Consider the following 18,039-nt stretch of genomic DNA (forward strand, 5'->3'; position numbering starts at 1 on the left):
ATAAAATTTTTCATGACGGCAGGATGTAAAATACAGTATCTTATACGTTATCTATTTAATGAATTTGCAATTAAAGAGGTTTCATCCCTTGAGTGATATGGCTAAAAACCTGATTCTGTGGGTAGTTATTGCAGTAGTGCTTATATCTCTATTCCAGAATTTTGGTCCTAGCGATTCAAATAATCGCAAGGTGAATTATTCTACTTTTATAAATGAGTTAATTCAAGATCAAATTAGTGAAGTGCGGATTTCTGATCGTGAAATTAGTGTTAAGAAAACAGACAATAGTCGTTATACGACGTACATTCCAGTAAGAGAAGACTCAAGATTATTAGATACATTACTTGAAAGACATGTCACTGTTATTGGTGAACCACCTCAAGAACAAAGTTTCTTAGCAACTATTTTTATTTCCTGGTTTCCAATGTTATTATTAATTGGAGTTTGGATTTTTTTTATGCGCCAAATGCAAGGGGCTGGTGGTAAAGGTGCTATGTCTTTTGGCAAAAGTAAAGCTCGTATGTTAACAGAAGATCAAATCAAAACAACTTTTGCAGATGTTGCAGGTTGTGATGAAGCTAAAGAAGAAGTTAGTGAGTTAGTTGAATATTTGCGTGAACCTGGACGGTTTCAAAAGTTAGGTGGTAAAATTCCTAAGGGCATTTTGATGGTAGGTCCTCCAGGAACGGGTAAAACATTATTAGCAAAAGCTATTGCTGGTGAAGCAAAAGTTCCTTTCTTTACTATTTCTGGTTCAGATTTTGTAGAAATGTTTGTTGGTGTGGGTGCTTCTCGTGTTAGAGATATGTTTGAACAATCAAAAAAAACTGCACCTTGTATAATTTTTATTGATGAAATAGATGCTGTTGGTAGACAACGTGGTGCTGGTTTAGGAGGAGGACATGATGAACGTGAGCAGACACTTAATCAAATGCTGGTAGAAATGGATGGATTCGAAGGCAATGAAGGTATTATTGTTATTGCAGCTACAAATCGCCCAGATGTTTTAGATCCGGCGTTATTACGTCCAGGACGTTTTGATCGACAAGTTATTGTAGCTTTACCTGACGTTCGTGGTCGTGAACAGATTTTAAAGATTCATATGCGTCGTGTGCCTTTAGATCTTAATGTTGATGCTTCTGTATTAGCACGAGGAACACCAGGTTTTTCTGGTGCCGATTTAGCTAATTTAGTTAATGAAGCTGCACTTTTTGCAGCTCGGTGTAATAAATCTGTTGTTGCAATGTTAGAGTTTGAAAAAGCAAAAGATAAAATAATGATGGGCGCAGAGCGTCGTTCTATGGTTATGACAGAAGCACAAAAAGAATCTACTGCTTATCATGAAGCTGGTCATGCAATTATAGGACGTATTGTTCCAGAACATGATCCTGTTCATAAAGTAACAATTATCCCTAGAGGGCGTACTTTAGGTGTAACATTTTTTTTACCAGAGGGAGATCAAATTAGTGCAAGTAGACAAAAACTAGAAAGTCAAATTTCTACACTTTATGGTGGTCGACTAGCTGAAGAAATTATTTATGGATCAGAAAGAGTATCAACTGGTGCATCAAATGATATTAAAATAGCAACTAATCTTGCCCGTAATATGGTTACCCAATGGGGTTTTTCTGAAAAATTAGGCCCATTGCTTTATGCTGAAGAAGAAAGTGAAGTTTTTCTTGGTCGTTCATTTGCAAAAGTTAATCATATATCAGATGAAACTGCTAGGGCTATTGATAAAGAAATTAAAGCAATAATTGATCGTAATTATAAACGAGCCCATAAAATTTTAAATGATCATATGGATATTTTACATGCAATGAAGGATGCATTAATGAAATATGAAACTATTGATGCACTTCAAATAGAAGATTTAATGAATCGGCGTCCAGTTAGAACACCAGTTGGATGGGATGATAATAATATCACTACTACTATAAAGTATCCATTAAAAGAAAATTCAAAAAAGAACATTACTGTAACTCATGATGAAAATAGTTTACATGGACATGATTAATAATCATGGATATATAAATATATAAAAATAATTATAAATTAAAAATAAAAATATAGTTTAAGTTATAATTAATTTTTTGCTGTTTAGATAAACTTAAACATTATTAAATAAGCTTAGTATTATTTGCTATAATTCATTTAAAAATATTATTTTAATACATGAATATCATTTTTATTATTTAATTAATGCTAACTAAATTATAATTCAGTTAGTATATGAATTTGCGCTATATTAGTAATATTTTCATTTATAAAATAAATTACTTTTTTTTAATTTTTAAAAATATTGTAAAAATTATATTTACATGTATTTTTAACTTTTAGATGTATCTTTTTAGAATATTACAAAAATCTTATTTCATAAATAATAGTTGTCATTCTAGCAATAATAAGTATTTATTTTAAATAATGAGACAAGGAATTTTATAGTTAATTTAATTTATAAATCAGTTATAAATTAAGTATGCTTATATTCTTAACTCTTATGGTATAGCTAAAAAGTAGTTTTATATAAATTTAGTTTTATAGCCCTTCTATAATTTATGAAAAAAATATTAATTAACCTATATTGAAGATTTTTATCTTCAATTTGTATTTTATATTAAATAAGGTAATTATGAAAATTTCTACTAGAAATATGAATTTTAATTTTAATTCTCCTATTGTTATGGGGATATTAAATATTACTCCTGATTCTTTTTCTGATGGTGGATTATACAATTGTTATGATTATGCAGTTAAACATGCATCTAGTATGATAAAAGATGGTGCTTCAATTATTGACATTGGTGGCGAATCGACTAGGCCTGGTGCCCATAAAGTAAGTTTACAACAAGAACTGGAAAGGGTTATACCAATAATTAAAGCGGTTACTAAAAATTTTGATGTTTTAGTATCGGTAGATACATCTAAAGCTATTGTTATGGAAGAAGCATATAAAGCAGGAGTACATATTATTAATGATATTCGCTCATTGCATGAACCTGGTGCGTTAGAAGTTGCTTCAAAAACAGGGTTACCAATTTGTATTATGCATATGTTAGGTAGCCAGAAAATTATGCAAAAAAATATTAATTATAAAAATATAGTATCTGAAGTAAAAAAACAATTATTAAATGAAATTAATCGCTGTGAGATAAATGGTATTAAAAAAAATCGTTTAATCATAGATCCAGGTTTTGGTTTTGGTAAAAATTTAAATCATAATTATCAATTATTAGCAAAATTACATGAATTTAATAGTTTAGGAGTCCCATTATTAGTTGGTATGTCACGTAAATCTATGATAGGTGAATTGTTGAATGTGCCAACAAATAATCGACTTGTTGGTAGTATTAGTTGTGCAGTCATTGCAGCTATGAAAGGAGCACAAATTATTCGTGTCCATGATGTAAAAGAAACCGTACAAGCTATGAAAATTGTTCATGAAATCCTTTTAATAAAGGAAATGAATAATTATGAGTAAGCGCAAATATTTTGGTACTGATGGTATTCGTGGTAAAGTAGGAGAAAAACCTATTACTCCTGATTTTGTTTTAAAATTAGGTTGGGCTGCAGGTAAAGTATTAGCGCGCCATGGTTCTCGAAAAATAATTATAGGTAAGGATACACGTATTTCAGGTTACATGTTAGAATCTGCTTTAGAATCAGGGCTTGCGGCTGCCGGTTTATCAGCTGCATTTACAGGTCCTATGCCTACACCAGCAATTGCTTATTTAACAAGAACATTTCGTGCTGAAGCAGGAATAGTAATTTCAGCATCTCATAATCCATATTATGATAATGGAATAAAAATTTTTTCACTTAATGGAACTAAATTACCTGATGAAGTAGAAGAGGCGATAGAATTTGAGATGGAAAAACCACTTACATGTGTAAAATCTGCTGAATTAGGAAGAGCTAGTCGTATTGTTGATGCTGCTGGTAGATATATAGAATATTGTAAAGGAACATTTCCTAGTGATCAAAGTTTAAGTGGATTAAAAATAGTTTTAGATTGTGCTAATGGTGCAACATATCACATAGCACCAAATGTTTTAATTGAACTTGGTGCTGAGGTTATAACTATTTGTTGTGAACCAAATGGATTTAATATCAATAATGGTTGTGGTGCTACTGATGTTGTACTTTTGCAAAAATATGTTATAGCTGAAAAAGCAGATATTGGTCTTGCATTTGATGGTGATGGTGATAGAGTAATTATAGTTGATCATATGGGAAATAAAATTGATGGTGATCAAATACTTTATGTTATTGCTAGTAATGCACTTAAACAAGGCAAATTACATGGTGGTGTTGTTGGTACTTTGATGAGTAATATAGGATTAGAATTAGCATTACAAAAGTTAAATATACCTTTTATTAGAGCTAAAGTAGGTGATCGTTATGTATTAGAAACATTACAAAAACAAGGATGGCGTATTGGTGCTGAAAAATCAGGTCATATTATTTTATTAGATAAAACAACAACAGGTGATGGTATTATTGCAAGTTTACAAGTTTTAAGTGCAATCATACGAAATAATGTTAGTCTTTATGATTTTTGTCAAGATGTTGTATTAATGCCTCAAGTATTGGTTAATGTATATTTTTCAGGTAATTGTAATCCATTGGTTACAGAAGATGTTTTAAACGCTGTAAATAAAGTAGAAAATAAATTAAATAGTAGAGGCAGAGTGTTATTACGAAAATCAGGTACTGAACCTGTAATTCGGATTATGGTGGAAGGTGAAAATGAAAAAGAAATTAATATAATGGCTCATTTTATTGCACAAGTAGTACAACATGTAAAATAAGTAAAATTTTTATATAATATTACTTATAAAAATAAAAATTAATATTAGTAGTTTTTATATAAAAATAGTCTTGCTTATTATTTATTTTTTAGCTAATATAAAAAAGCTGCTTATTAATAATTAATTTATTGTAAGGTAATTAAATGTATATTACTTTTCTAGTTATTTTCTTATTAATTTCGGTATCTTTAATTTTAATGATACTACTACAGCCTAGTAAAGGTAGTGATATTGGGAGATCTTATAGTTTAAGTACTTCTACATCATTATTTGGTTCATCAGGACCAAATAATTTTTTAACAAAAATGACAACACTGTTTACAACGTTATTTTTTGTTATTAGTTTGGTTTTAGGAAATTTAACTACGAATACTAGTGTAAAAAATAAATGGGAAAATATTGGCAAATCTGTTACAGATAGTACTCCTAAAAATTTTAATAATTCTGTATCACCAATACATGGCATTCCTAATTAGTATTTTTACTTTTTATATTTTATTAAAAAGATTTCTTGTAGTGTTTAATTTCATTATATAAAAGCCGAGGTGGTGAAATTGGTATACATGCTATCTTGAGGGGGTAGTGCTCAATACAAGAGCATACGGGTTCAAGTCCCGTCCTCGGCATTATTTAGAAATGATGACTTATAATTTCTATAGATTACAAATTTTAAATTTAAAATATTAAAGCGGGATGGAGCAGATGGTAGCTCGTCGGGCTCATAACCCGAAGGTCGTCGGTTCAAATCCGACTCCCGCAACCACTTTTTCAAAAATAATCTATCTCAGAGGTTATCTTAATTTAATTACATCATTTTTATATTAAAAAAATGCTAAGTCAGGGATTTAAACCTCTTACTGGCAGTAATAAATATTCTCCAGTTATATGAAACCCCTATTTTCGGGGTTTTTTTATTTACAATAAATTTAATGAGTTATTTTTATATATATTTTATATTTAATTTTTTTTAAAAGGTTGAATTTATTTATGATCAAACAAAAATTAAAATCAATTATTCCAGCTTCTATAAAAGGCTTGGGTTTTGCATTTATTGGTTTGTAATTTATACGATTACAAATTTTAACTTTACTAGTTTATATTGATCATAAATATAATATTACAATTAATAATTATATAGATGTTAGCCATCAAATTAGTGCTATATTAGATATTGAAGATTCTATTACAGTAATTTATAACCTTGAGATATCTTCACTAGGAATTGAACTTTTATTATTTATTATTAGTGCTCATTATAAACGTTTTATTAGTAAAGAAGTTAACCTGACATTAAAAATAAAAATGCATAATTGTCATTAATGGAAAGAAATAATTAAATTTATTGATGACAGAATAATTATGATTACTGTAGATGGTAAGAATTAAGTGTTTTTATTAAAAAACATATAAAAAGCCAATTTGGTACCCATCTTTTAATAATAAATTTTGATGAGGTAACTAGGATGAATAAAGAAATTTTAGCTGTTGTAGAAGCTGTTTCTAATGAAAAATCACTTCCACGTGAAAAAATATTTGAAGTTCTTGAAACTGCACTAGCAACAGCTACTAAGAAAAAATACGAACAAGAAATTGACGTACGTGTCAATATTAATCGTAAAATAGGAGATTTTGACACTTTTCGTCGTTGGTTAGTAGTAGAAGAAGTCACGCAACCTACACGTGAAATTACTTTAGATGCTGCTAAATTTGAAAATTCATCTATTAAAATAGGTGATTATATAGAAGATCAAATAGAATCTATTACATTTGATCGTATTACGACTCAAACTGCAAAACAGGTAATTGTTCAAAAGGTACGTGAAGCTGAAAGAGCAATGGTAGTTGAACAATTTCGTAAGCAACAAGGTGAAATTATTACTGGTATAGTAAAAAAAGTAAATCGGGAAAATATTACATTAGATTTAGGTAATAATGCTGAAGGAATTATCTTGCGAGAAGATATGCTTCCTCGTGAAAATTTTCGAATAGGTGATCGTATTCGTGGCGTATTATATGATATACATCCTGAATCTAGGGGGGCTCAACTATTTATTACAAGATCTAAACCTGAAATGTTAATAGAATTATTTCGTATAGAAGTACCTGAAATTGGAGAAGAAATGATTGAAATTAAAGCTGCAGCCCGTGATCCAGGTTCTAGAGCAAAAATTGCAGTAAAAACTAACGATAAACGAATTGATCCAGTAGGTGCCTGTGTTGGAATGCGTGGCGCACGGGTACAAGCTGTATCAACTGAGCTTTGTGGTGAGCGTATTGATATTGTTTTATGGGATGATAATCCCGCACAATTTGTTATTAATGCTATGGCTCCAGCTGATGTTGCTTCTATTGTAGTTGATGAAGATAAATGTACTATGGATGTTGCTGTCGAAAGTAATAATTTAGCTCAAGCAATTGGTCGTAATGGACAAAATATCCGATTAGCATCCCAGTTACTAAAAAAACATCAAAGAGATGAAAAATGGGAATTAAATATCATGACTGCTGAAGAACTTGAAGCTAAGCATCAAGAAGAAGCACATACATCTATTAAAGCTTTCATTAAGTATTTAAATATTGATGAAGAATTTGCAGTTATTCTTGTTGAGAAAGGGTTTTCCACATTAGAAGAATTAGCTTATATACCAGTCAAGGAATTATTAAATATTACAGGACTTGATGAAACAACAATTAAAGTTTTGCGTCAAAGAGCAAAATCTGCATTAACAATATTAGAATTAGCTAAAAAAGAGAGTATTAGAAATAATCAACCAACTGATAATTTATTAAATCTACCAGGTATGGATCATGCATTAGCCATGAGCTTAGCTTCTCGTAATATATGCACATTAGAAGATCTTGCTGATCAAGGAATTGATGATTTAAAAGAAGTTGAAGGATTAATAAGTGATAAACAAGCTGGTGAAATTATTATGGCTGCACGTAATATTTGTTGGTTTGGTAGCGATTCAAAATAATTTGAGTAGGAAGAAATATAATGGTAGATGAAACTGTAAAATCATTAGCGGCAGGAATTCAAACTTCAGTTGAACGTTTAGTACAGCAGTTTGCTAATGCTGGAATAAAAAAAACTGAAAATGATTCTGTTACCCATAATGAAAAAAAGACTTTGCTTGAATACTTAAATCGTGAAGATGGAACTACAAATAATCATACTGGAAAGTTAACACTACAGAGAAAAACCCGTAGCATACTTAATGTGCTGAGTACTAGTGGTAAAAGTAAATCAGTTAATATTGAAGTACGTAAAAAACGCACATATATTGACTATGAAATATTAGAAAAAATAAAAACAGAAAAGCAAGAAAGTCAAGAAAAGCAAGAAAGGCAAGATGAAAAGTATAAAGTAGTGGAAAAAAAACATGTGAAACAAAGAAAAATTAATCAAAAAATAATTAAATCTAATCGGGATTTAAATGCTGTTACTGAAAAACAACGACGAGAAGCTGAAGTAATAGATCTTAAGCGTAAGGTTGAAAAAGAAACACTTCATAAATTTAAAATTGGAGCAAAACGAGTAGCTGATGAAGTTCGTCATATGGCAAAGGAAAATGCTAAACGTTGGAATATTAATAATCATATTGACGATAATGTAGATTATCATACTACTACTTATCGTCATGCACGTGAAGCAGAAGATGAAAATGATGAAAAAGAAGAAGGAAAGCGAATTAAACATAGGATTATAAGGAGTATACGACAAAAAAATAATAAAAATTTTGAAAAATTTGATCGTGAAGAGGAAAGATCGGTCGTTCGTACTAATAAAATTAAAAGCAAACAGAAAAAATTAAGTTCATTACAACAAGGTTTCACAAAACCGATATCTGTTATTAATCGTGACGTTGTTATTGGAGAAACTATTTCAGTGTCTGAATTAGCTAATAAAATGGCAATTAAAAGTTCTCAAATTATTAAAACTATGATGAAAATGGGTGCAATGGTAACTATTAATCAGATTCTTGATCAAGAAACAGCTCAACTTGTTGCAGAAGAAATGGGTCATAAAGTTATATTACGTCGTGAAAATGAATTAGAAAAAGCTATTTTGATTGATCGTGATATAGGTAAATCAATAATAAAACCAAGATCTCCAGTAGTAACAATTATGGGACATGTAGATCATGGAAAAACTTCTTTGCTTGATTATATTCGTTCAACTAAAATTGCATCAATGGAAGTAGGTGGGATTACACAACATATAGGTGCTTATCATGTTGAAACAGATAAGGGCATGATTACATTTTTAGATACACCAGGACACGCGGCATTTACTTCTATGCGCGCTCGTGGTGTTAAAGTAACTGATATTGTTGTTTTAGTTGTTGCTGCAGATGATGGAGTAATGCCTCAAACTATAGAAGCTATTCAACATGCTAAGTCTGCTGATGTGCCAATTGTAGTTGCAATTAATAAAATAGATAAAACAGGATCCGATCCTGAACGGGTTAAAAATGAATTATTAAAATATGGTATTATTGCTGAAGATTTAGGAGGGGAAAATCAATTTATTAATGTTTCTGCAAAAACTGGATTAGGTATCGATGAATTATTGCAAGCTATTTTATTGGAAGCTGAGGTATTAGAACTAAAAGCAATTCATACTGGTATGGCATGCGGAGTTGTTATAGAGTCTTATTTAGATAAATGTCGTGGTGTAGTTGCTACTGTTTTAGTTCAAGAGGGTATTTTGAATAAAGGTGATATTGTATTATGTGGTTTTGAGTATGGTCGTATTCGTGCAATGCGTAATGAATTAGGGAAAGAAATTCAATCTTCAGGACCATCTATTCCAGTTGAAATTTTAGGATTATCCAATATACCTTCAGCAGGAGATGAAATAATGGTTGTTCGTAATGAAAAGAAAGCACGTGAAGTTGCACTTTATCGTCAAGGCAAGTTTCGGGAAGTAAAATTGGCAAATCAGCATAAATTAAAATTAGAAACTATGTTTTCTGATATGAAATCTGATAAGATATCTGAATTAAATATTGTATTAAAAACTGATGTACAAGGTACGTGTGAAGCTATTGCTGAGTCATTACAAAAAATATCAACTAATAAAGTAAAAGTAAAAATTATTGGTCTAGGTGTTGGTGGTATTACAGAAACTGATGCTACATTAGCATCTGCTTCTAATGCAATTATTATTGGGTTTAATGTTCGAGCTGATTTATCTGCAAGAAAAATTATTGAAAATGAAAATTTAGATTTACGTTATTATTCGGTAATTTATAATTTGATTGATGATATAAAGCAATCTATGAATGGTATGTTAGGCTTTGAATACGAACAGAATATCATAGGATTAGCAGAAGTACGTAATATTTTTAAATCACCTCAATTTAGTGCTATTGCAGGTTGTATGGTTATTCATGGTATAATAAAACGTAATAATCCTATTCGCATATTACGTGATAATATAGTTATTTATGAAGGTGAATTAGAATCATTACGTCGTTTTAAAGATGATATTAATGAAGTTTGTAATGGTATGGAGTGTGGTATTGGAGTGAAGGACTATAATGATATACAAGTTGGTGATATGATAGAAGTTTTTGAAGTTATTAAAATAAAACGTTCTATTGATGCTTAAGTTTTTTATAATTTCGTTAAAGATTGTGTAAAATTATAGATTAAGATTGAATTAATATTATAAAAGATTTTTAATTTTTAATATAGATACTATTTGTTAATTTAACGTATATAATATTATTGTTTGCTAGTATATGATACTAGCATTTTAAGGAATTTCTTAATGAGAAAATGTTTTTATCGTACTCATCGTATTGCACAGGAAATAAAAAAAAAGATTTCTATTATTTTTCAACTAAAAATTAAAGATCCTCGTATTAATATGGTTACTATTTCAGAAGTTAAAATTTCTTCTGATTTAGTTTACGCTAAAGTATTTGTTACTTTTTTAAATATATTAGATCAAAAACATGAAGATATGATTTTTAATAATATTAAATTATTGAATAGTAATATGGCTAAATATATTCGTTTTTTATTAAGTAAAGAAATGCGGTTGCGTATCATTCCTGAATTAACTTTTTTTTATGATAATTCTTTAATTAAAGGTATACAGATATCTAATTTAGTTAGTAAGTCAGCTCCTGATAATAAAAATCATCTAGGTGCTACTAATAATTTCAAGAGTAATAAATGAGACATCAGAAAGGACGTGATATTCATGGAATATTATTATTAGATAAACCTGTAGATATTTCATCTAATAATGCTTTACAAAAAGTAAGATATTTATTCAACGCTAAAAAAGCAGGTCATACTGGTTCACTTGATCCTTTAGCTAGTGGTATGTTGCCTATTTGTTTAGGTAATGCAACAAAATTTTCACAATATTTACTTGATTCTGATAAGAGGTATAAAGTTATTGCTCGATTAGGAGAACGTACTGATACTTTTGATATATATGGCAAATTAATTTGTCGACGTCCAATAAAAATAAATCAAACTCAACTTGAGAAAGCATTAGATACATTTCGTGGTGATTTAATACAAATACCACCTATGTATTCTGCTATTAAATATCACGGGAAACCACTTTATAAATATATTCGCCAGGGTATTACTATAAAACGTAAAGGTAGATTAATTAAAATTTATGATTTACAATGTGAACGTTGGCAAAAAAATGAACTAGAATTAACTATTCATTGTTCAAAAGGAACTTATATAAGAACTCTGATTGATGATTTAGGTGAATTTTTAGGTTGTGGTGCTAATGTGATCTATTTAAGACGTTTACAGGTAGGTAGTTATTCTATTAAAAATATGGTAACAATGGATAATTTATACACCATCAAACAAAAAACAAATGGGGGGATTTATTTAAATAAAAAATTAGATTCTTTATTATTACCTATAGATAGCGCTATTAATCATTTTTGTGAAGTAAATGTTCCATATACCATTTCTAATTTTTTTAAAAAAGGACAATCGATTATTATTCATAATAATTCTTTTTCTAAAAAAATGTTTAAAGGTATGAAAGTTAAAGTTACAGAAGGTGATATGCATAAATTCATTGGGATTGCTGAAATAAAAGAACAAAATATAATAACTCCTATCCGTTTAGTATTTGAAAATTAATATTAAAAAGTTATGGCAAAGTATTAGTTTTATCTTGTAATAAAAACAATTTTAGTATATAATGCGATTGGTTATTAGTTCTAATAATTATATATTAGTTTCCTTTGTTTGATTTTTATAGAAAATTTGGAGATGTTAATGTATTCAAAAGCAAATATTATAGCAGAATATAGCAATAATAAAAAAGATACAGGTTCAAATGAAGTACAAGTTGCTTTATTAACCGCAAAAATTAATCTTTTACAAAATCATTTCATTAAACACAAGAAAGATCACCATAGTCGCCGCGGTTTATTAAAAATGGTTTCTAAACGTCGTAAGCAATTAAATTATTTGAAAATTAAAAATTTTGATAGCTATGTAAAACTTATTAATTGTTTGGAATTGCGTCATTAATCAATCTCTTTTTAGTATAAAGGGGCCTTTTAAAATTGGCCCCTTTATACTAAAAAGAGATTGATTTGATACTTTTTTATATTATTTAGATGTTTTATATAACAAAACTTAATAATATTTAAAATAAGTGTTATGTTAATGTATTAAATAAAATTTATAGTATTTATTTAGTTTTTAATATTAAATCTATATAGTTAAAGCTAAAAATATTATTATATAAATAATTGGTAATATTTAATAAGGGTATTTAATTTGCTTAATCCTATTATTCATAAATTTCAATATGGCCATCATACTGTTACTATTGAAACTGGTATAATGGCACGTCAAGCAACTGCTTCTGTGATGATTAACATGGATGGTACAGCTGTATTTGTAACTGTAGTTGGCCAAAAGAAAATTAAAAAAGGATTAGATTTTTTTCCGTTAACAGTTAACTATCAAGAACGTTGTTATGCCGCAGGACGAATACCTGGCAGTTTTTTTAGGCGCGAAGGACGACCTAGTGAAAAAGAAATACTAACTGCTAGGCTTATTGATCGTCCAATTCGTCCTTTATTTCCAGAAGGATTTGTTAATGAAATACAAATTATTGCAACAGTAGTATCTATCAATCCACAAGTAAATCCTGATATTGTTGCTATGATTGGTGCATCTGCTGTATTATCTATATCAGGTATCCCATTTGATGGCCCAATTGGTGCTGCACGGGTTGGTTATGTTGATAATCAATATATTTTAAATCCTACAGTTGATGAATTAAAAATAAGTCACTTAGATTTAATAGTCGCTAGTACATCAAATGCAGTAATAATGATAGAATCAAAAGCAGATTTATTAACTGAAGAACAAATATTTGGTGCAATAATTTTTGGTCATGAACAACAACAAATTGTAATTGAAAATATTAATTCTTTAACTATAAAAATTAATAAAGAAAAATGGAATTGGCAGCCAGATTTAATTAATGAAGAATTAAATATTCATATAACTGAACTAGTTGAAAAATATTTATGTAATATTTTCAGTATTACTGAAAAACAAGAACGTTATGCTAACATTGATAAAATAAAAGAAGATCTAATTAATACTCTGTTAAAAGAAAATGCATCTTTAGATATTATAGAAATTAACAAAATTTTTTCTAAGTTAGAAAGAAAAATAGTGCGGAATCGTATATTAAAAAATGAATCAAGAATTGATGGTAGAGAAAAAGATATGATAAGATCTCTTGATGTACGTACTGGTATATTACCACGCACCCACGGTTCAGCTTTATTTACTAGAGGAGAAACACAAGCATTAGTCACAGTAACTCTAGGAACTGAACGAGATGCACAAATTATTGATGAACCTATGGGTGAGTATATAGATCGATTTTTGTTTCATTATAATTTTCCATCTTATTCAGTTGGTGAAATAAGTATGCTTGGTACTCCTAAGCGTCGTGAAATTGGTCATGGATATTTAGCAAAACGTGCCATGTTGCCAGTTATTCCTAAACAATTAGAATTCCCTTATACTATACGTGTAGTTTCTGAAATAACTGAATCTAATGGTTCTTCTTCTATGGCTTCTATATGTGGGGCGTCATTAGCGCTAATGGATGCTGGAGTTCCAATTAAATCAGCAATAGCAGGGATTTCTATGGGATTAGTAAAAGAAAAAAATAATTTTATTATTCTTTCTGATATCTTAGGTGATGAAGATCATTTAGGCGATATGGATTTTAAAGTAGCAGGTAGTCGTGAAGGTATTAGTGCTTTACAAATGGATGTAAAAATTAATAGTATTACGCAAGATATTATTCAAATTGCTCTACATCAAGCAAAAGGAGCCAGGTTGCATATTTTAAATATAATGGAAGAGGTAATTAGTAGACCTCGTGATGATATTTCTGAATTTGCGCCTAGAATTCATACTATACGAATTAATCCTATTAAAATTAAAGATGTGATAGGTAAAGGTGGTTCTGTTATTCGTGCTTTGACAGAAGAAACAGGTACTATAATTGAGATTAATGATGATGGTACAATAAAAATTGCAGCAACTGATATTTCTAAAACCAAAGCTGCTATCAGACGTATTGAAGATATTACTGCAGAAATTGAAGTTGGTCGTATATATAATGGTAAGGTTACACGTATTGTTGATTTTGGAGCTTTTGTTTCTATAAGTAGTGGTAAAGAGGGATTAGTACATATTTCACAAATATCAGAAAAAAGAGTAGAAAAGGTTATTGATTATTTACAGTTAGGTCAAGAAGTGACGGTTAAAGTATTAGATATTGATCGACAAAATCGTATTAAACTCAGTATTAAAGAGGTCATTTCTAGCAAGAAACTTTTCTGAATAAAACAAGTTTTTTTTAAAATAAATATTTTATATTAAGTATGTATTAATAATTTTTCATATACTGACTATTTAAGTCAATAATTAATTTAAAAAAGTTTTTGTAAAAAATATTACGACAGTAAATAAAATTAATTCGTATTATAGTTAAATTATAATTCTAAAATTATTATTTATAAAAATAATTTATATATCAATTATTATAAAATGCTCATTTAATTAAAAATTATATAAGTAATTGTTTATAACAAAAAATGCAGTTTATAACTAATATTTGTAAAATATTTAATATTTCTTAAATTTAATAAAATTAAATTTTATTCTAGTTAATAAAACATCCAGTTTATATTATATTAATTATATAAAAAATTAATTATATAAAAATTAATATTTTTTATGTATGATTATATATTAAATTAATTAAACTTTTAACATAAAACATCAAAAAAACATCAGTGGGACAAATAAATTATCACTATTTAGAATTTTTTATAATTTTAAAAAATATTTGTCTAGTAACATAATTTTAGCCAGTTAATATTTTAATAAGATTAAGAGAAATTTTTATAAAGCTATCTAAACTGGCTACCATAAATACATGAGGCATTTTACATGACCAATGAGACTGAAATCTCTTTTGCTGATTTAGGTTTATCAACACCAATTATTTCTGCATTAAATGATTTAGGTTATGAAAAACCATCTCCTATACAAAAACAATGCATTCCTTATTTATTAGATGGTGGTGATTTATTAGGTATAGCACAAACTGGTAGCGGGAAAACAGCAGCATTTAGTTTACCATTGTTACATAACATAGATATGTTATTAAAATTCCCCCAACTATTAATATTAGCTCCAACTCGTGAATTAGCAGTACAAGTTTCAGAAGCAATAATTGAATTTTCTAAATATATGAGCAATATAAAAGTAGTTGCACTTTATGGTGGTCAACGTTATGACTTGCAGTTACGTGCACTTAAAAACGGTCCACAAATTGTAGTAGGAACACCTGGTCGTTTATTAGATCATTTAAGACGAGGCACTTTAAATCTTTTTTATTTACGTGGGTTAGTTATCGATGAAGCTGATGAAATGTTACGTATGGGATTTATTGAAGACGTTGAAAATATTATGAATAAAATTCCAAATAAACATCAAACAGCATTATTTTCTGCTACAATGAGAACAGCTATTCGTCGTATTACTTATAAATTCATGAAATCACCTAAAGAAGTTAGCATAAAATCTAATATTAAAACTAGACCAGATATTACCCAAAGATATTGGTTTGTTTATGGTATGCGTAAACATGAAGCATTAGTTCGTTTTTTAGAGGTGGAAGATTTTGATGCAGCAATTATTTTTGTACGTACTAAAAATGCTACATTAGAAGTTTCTGCAGCACTTGAAAGTAGTGGTTATAATAGTTCAGCATTAAATGGTGATATGAACCAAACTTTACGTGAACAAACATTAGAACGTCTAAAAGATGGACGTCTTGACATATTAATAGCTACTGATATTGCAGCAAGAGGTCTGGACGTTGAACGTATTAGTTTGGTTATTAACTATGATATACCTATGAATGCTGAATCTTATGTTCATAGAATTGGTCGTACTGGAAGAGCTGGAAGAGCTGGTCGTGCTCTCTTGTTCGTAGATCATCGTGAACGTAGGTTCTTACGTAATATTGAACGTACTATAAAGCAATCTATTCCTGAAATTTATTTGCCTAATTCTTCTGTTTTAAGTGAACGACGACAAGCTAAATTTACTGAAAATATTTTAAAGCAATTAAAAATAGGTAATTTAGAAAAATATCGTTTATTATTGAATAAATTCAGTAATGTTAATGGGTTAGATATAGAAACTTTAGCTTCAATTTTATTAAAAATGGCACAAGGTAATCGACCATTAATATTACCACCAGATCCAGTTAATAAAAATAAATATCAAATTAGTAAGAAAAATGAAATTTCTCCTAATAAAGTTTTTTCTAAATGTAAAAAAAGAAAACGTGAAAGGCATACTACCCATGGTGATATGCAATTATATCGTATTGAAGTTGGTCTTAATGATGGCGTTGAAGTTAGGCATATTGTTGGTGCAATTGCTAATGAAGCAGATATTAATAGTCGTTATATTGGTAATATTGAGTTATTTGCTTATCATTCAACGATAGAATTATTAAAAGGTATACCAAATGAAATATTTAATCATTTAACACATACACGTATTTTAAATAAACCAATTAGAATGCAATTATTAAGTAAAAAAAATTTATTTGAACATAATAATAGTACATGCTACCGTAATTATAGTGAATTTCGCAAACGAGGACGTAGATTTAGTAATGAACATGAACGTGAACACTTCAGAAATCGTAATTCTGAACATCATAATTCTATTTTACGTCGTAAGATAAATTGTAATATTTAATATTAGGTAAAACTTAAAATTTTTCTAATAACAAAAAAATATTTAGTTGAATTTTAATTTTATCTTTATACCTTAAAATAGCATGTAAATATAAATATAATTTATAGTACTAATATACTAAAAAAGTAATTTTTATCCTGTTGAATTAATTAATTTTAGAATTATAAAATTAATATTTTCTGAATATACATATTTTATAAAATTTTAAATTTTAATTTTTTTTGAAAAAACTTTTATTTTTGCTAAATGGTCAAGTACTACTTATTTTTTATAATATTCTTATTATTTGAAATAATATACATAATTTTTAGAAAATATTTATAATTATAAGTTTGATTTATATGACATTTTATTATTTAAATATTAGAATTTGATATAATAATTTGGCATTCATTTTTAATCTATATAAATTAATAATATGTGTTTAACTACATATTATTAATTACCGCATTACGATTAAAGATTTGTTCACAATATTTACAAATTAAGATAACGTCATGATTTTGTTTTATAATGTTAAAACTGCTAATAATAGGCTCATTATGACTAATGCAGTTGGTATTAGGACAAATTAGCACTTCATCAATTTGTTCTGGTATATTAATTGATAATTTTTTTTCTACTTTATAATCTTTGATACAATTAATTGTAGCATTTGGAGCATATATTGCTAATTTATTTGCTTGTTCAGAAGTTAGAAAAGTATTTTCAATTTTAATTAAATCTTTTCTTCCTAATAAATTAGATGGTAAATTTAATCCTACTGTAATACGTTGATCAGTTTGTGTTAATTTAAATAATAAAAGCAATTTAAAACCTATTTTAGCAGTTATATGATCTATAACGGTACCACATCTAATTGCTTCGACTTGTAATTTATGATTATTAGCCATATTTTATA

Annotated in this window: 13 protein-coding genes and 2 tRNA genes; 14 read left to right on the forward strand and 1 reads right to left on the reverse strand. The window is 28.3% G+C overall.

What is annotated here, in order from left to right:
• Positions 1-97: 97 nt before the first annotated feature.
• From ftsH to AUT07_RS03155, 14 genes are all read left to right on the forward strand, one after another.
• Positions 98-2,017, forward strand: coding sequence for an ATP-dependent zinc metalloprotease FtsH (gene ftsH / locus AUT07_RS03095; protein ID WP_157871128.1), 1,920 nt, complete (start codon positions 98-100; stop codon positions 2,015-2,017).
• 615 nt (positions 2,018-2,632) lie between these two features.
• Positions 2,633-3,481 carry a dihydropteroate synthase gene (gene folP / locus AUT07_RS03100; RefSeq protein WP_066284000.1) on the forward strand — a complete coding sequence of 283 codons (849 nt, stop codon included), beginning with the start codon at positions 2,633-2,635 and terminating at the stop codon, positions 3,479-3,481.
• Positions 3,474-4,811, forward strand: coding sequence for a phosphoglucosamine mutase (glmM, locus tag AUT07_RS03105; protein ID WP_066284003.1), 1,338 nt, complete (start codon positions 3,474-3,476; stop codon positions 4,809-4,811). Before folP ends, glmM begins: the two co-directional genes overlap by 8 nt.
• Before the next feature lie 143 nt (positions 4,812-4,954).
• The gene (secG, locus tag AUT07_RS03110) at positions 4,955-5,287 is read left to right on the forward strand and encodes a preprotein translocase subunit SecG (protein ID WP_066284006.1); all 333 of its coding nucleotides are present in this window, start codon (positions 4,955-4,957) and stop codon (positions 5,285-5,287) included.
• Between the two features lie 63 nt (positions 5,288-5,350).
• Positions 5,351-5,437: transfer RNA gene (locus AUT07_RS03115), tRNA-Leu, on the forward strand.
• A gap of 61 nt (positions 5,438-5,498) precedes the next feature.
• Positions 5,499-5,574, forward strand: a tRNA-Met gene (locus AUT07_RS03120).
• A 314-nt stretch (positions 5,575-5,888) separates the two neighbouring features.
• Positions 5,889-6,131 carry an LSm family protein gene (locus tag AUT07_RS03410; RefSeq protein WP_257720821.1) on the forward strand — a complete coding sequence of 81 codons (243 nt, stop codon included), beginning with the start codon at positions 5,889-5,891 and terminating at the stop codon, positions 6,129-6,131.
• Between the two features lie 143 nt (positions 6,132-6,274).
• Positions 6,275-7,789 carry a transcription termination factor NusA gene (nusA, locus tag AUT07_RS03125; protein ID WP_066284009.1) on the forward strand — a complete coding sequence of 505 codons (1,515 nt, stop codon included), beginning with the start codon at positions 6,275-6,277 and terminating at the stop codon, positions 7,787-7,789.
• Between the two features lie 20 nt (positions 7,790-7,809).
• On the forward strand, positions 7,810-10,428 hold the full coding sequence (infB, locus tag AUT07_RS03130) for a translation initiation factor IF-2 (RefSeq protein ID WP_066284011.1): 2,619 nt from the start codon (positions 7,810-7,812) through the stop codon (positions 10,426-10,428).
• Positions 10,429-10,590: 162 nt separating this feature from the next.
• Positions 10,591-11,004 (forward strand): 30S ribosome-binding factor RbfA, encoded by a 414-nt coding sequence (rbfA, locus tag AUT07_RS03135; protein WP_066284012.1) that lies wholly within the window; start codon positions 10,591-10,593, stop codon positions 11,002-11,004.
• Complete coding sequence (truB, locus tag AUT07_RS03140; RefSeq protein WP_066284014.1) at positions 11,001-11,948, forward strand: tRNA pseudouridine(55) synthase TruB; 948 nt, start codon at positions 11,001-11,003, stop codon at positions 11,946-11,948. Before rbfA ends, truB begins: the two co-directional genes overlap by 4 nt.
• Before the next feature lie 126 nt (positions 11,949-12,074).
• The gene (gene rpsO / locus AUT07_RS03145; RefSeq protein ID WP_236860971.1) at positions 12,075-12,344 is read left to right on the forward strand and encodes a 30S ribosomal protein S15; all 270 of its coding nucleotides are present in this window, start codon (positions 12,075-12,077) and stop codon (positions 12,342-12,344) included.
• A gap of 252 nt (positions 12,345-12,596) precedes the next feature.
• Positions 12,597-14,696 (forward strand): polyribonucleotide nucleotidyltransferase, encoded by a 2,100-nt coding sequence (pnp, locus tag AUT07_RS03150; RefSeq protein ID WP_066284018.1) that lies wholly within the window; start codon positions 12,597-12,599, stop codon positions 14,694-14,696.
• A gap of 612 nt (positions 14,697-15,308) precedes the next feature.
• On the forward strand, positions 15,309-17,138 hold the full coding sequence (locus AUT07_RS03155) for a DEAD/DEAH box helicase (protein WP_066284020.1): 1,830 nt from the start codon (positions 15,309-15,311) through the stop codon (positions 17,136-17,138).
• A gap of 428 nt (positions 17,139-17,566) precedes the next feature.
• Here AUT07_RS03155 and pyrI read toward each other — a convergent pair whose 3' ends face one another.
• Positions 17,567-18,031, reverse strand: coding sequence for an aspartate carbamoyltransferase regulatory subunit (pyrI, locus tag AUT07_RS03160; protein ID WP_066284023.1), 465 nt, complete (start codon positions 18,029-18,031; stop codon positions 17,567-17,569).
• Positions 18,032-18,039 lie beyond the last annotated feature (8 nt).

The sequence above is a fragment of the Candidatus Arsenophonus lipoptenae genome, assembly GCF_001534665.1.
In the GTDB taxonomy this organism is placed as follows: Bacteria; Pseudomonadota; Gammaproteobacteria; order Enterobacterales; family Enterobacteriaceae; genus Arsenophonus; species Arsenophonus lipoptenae.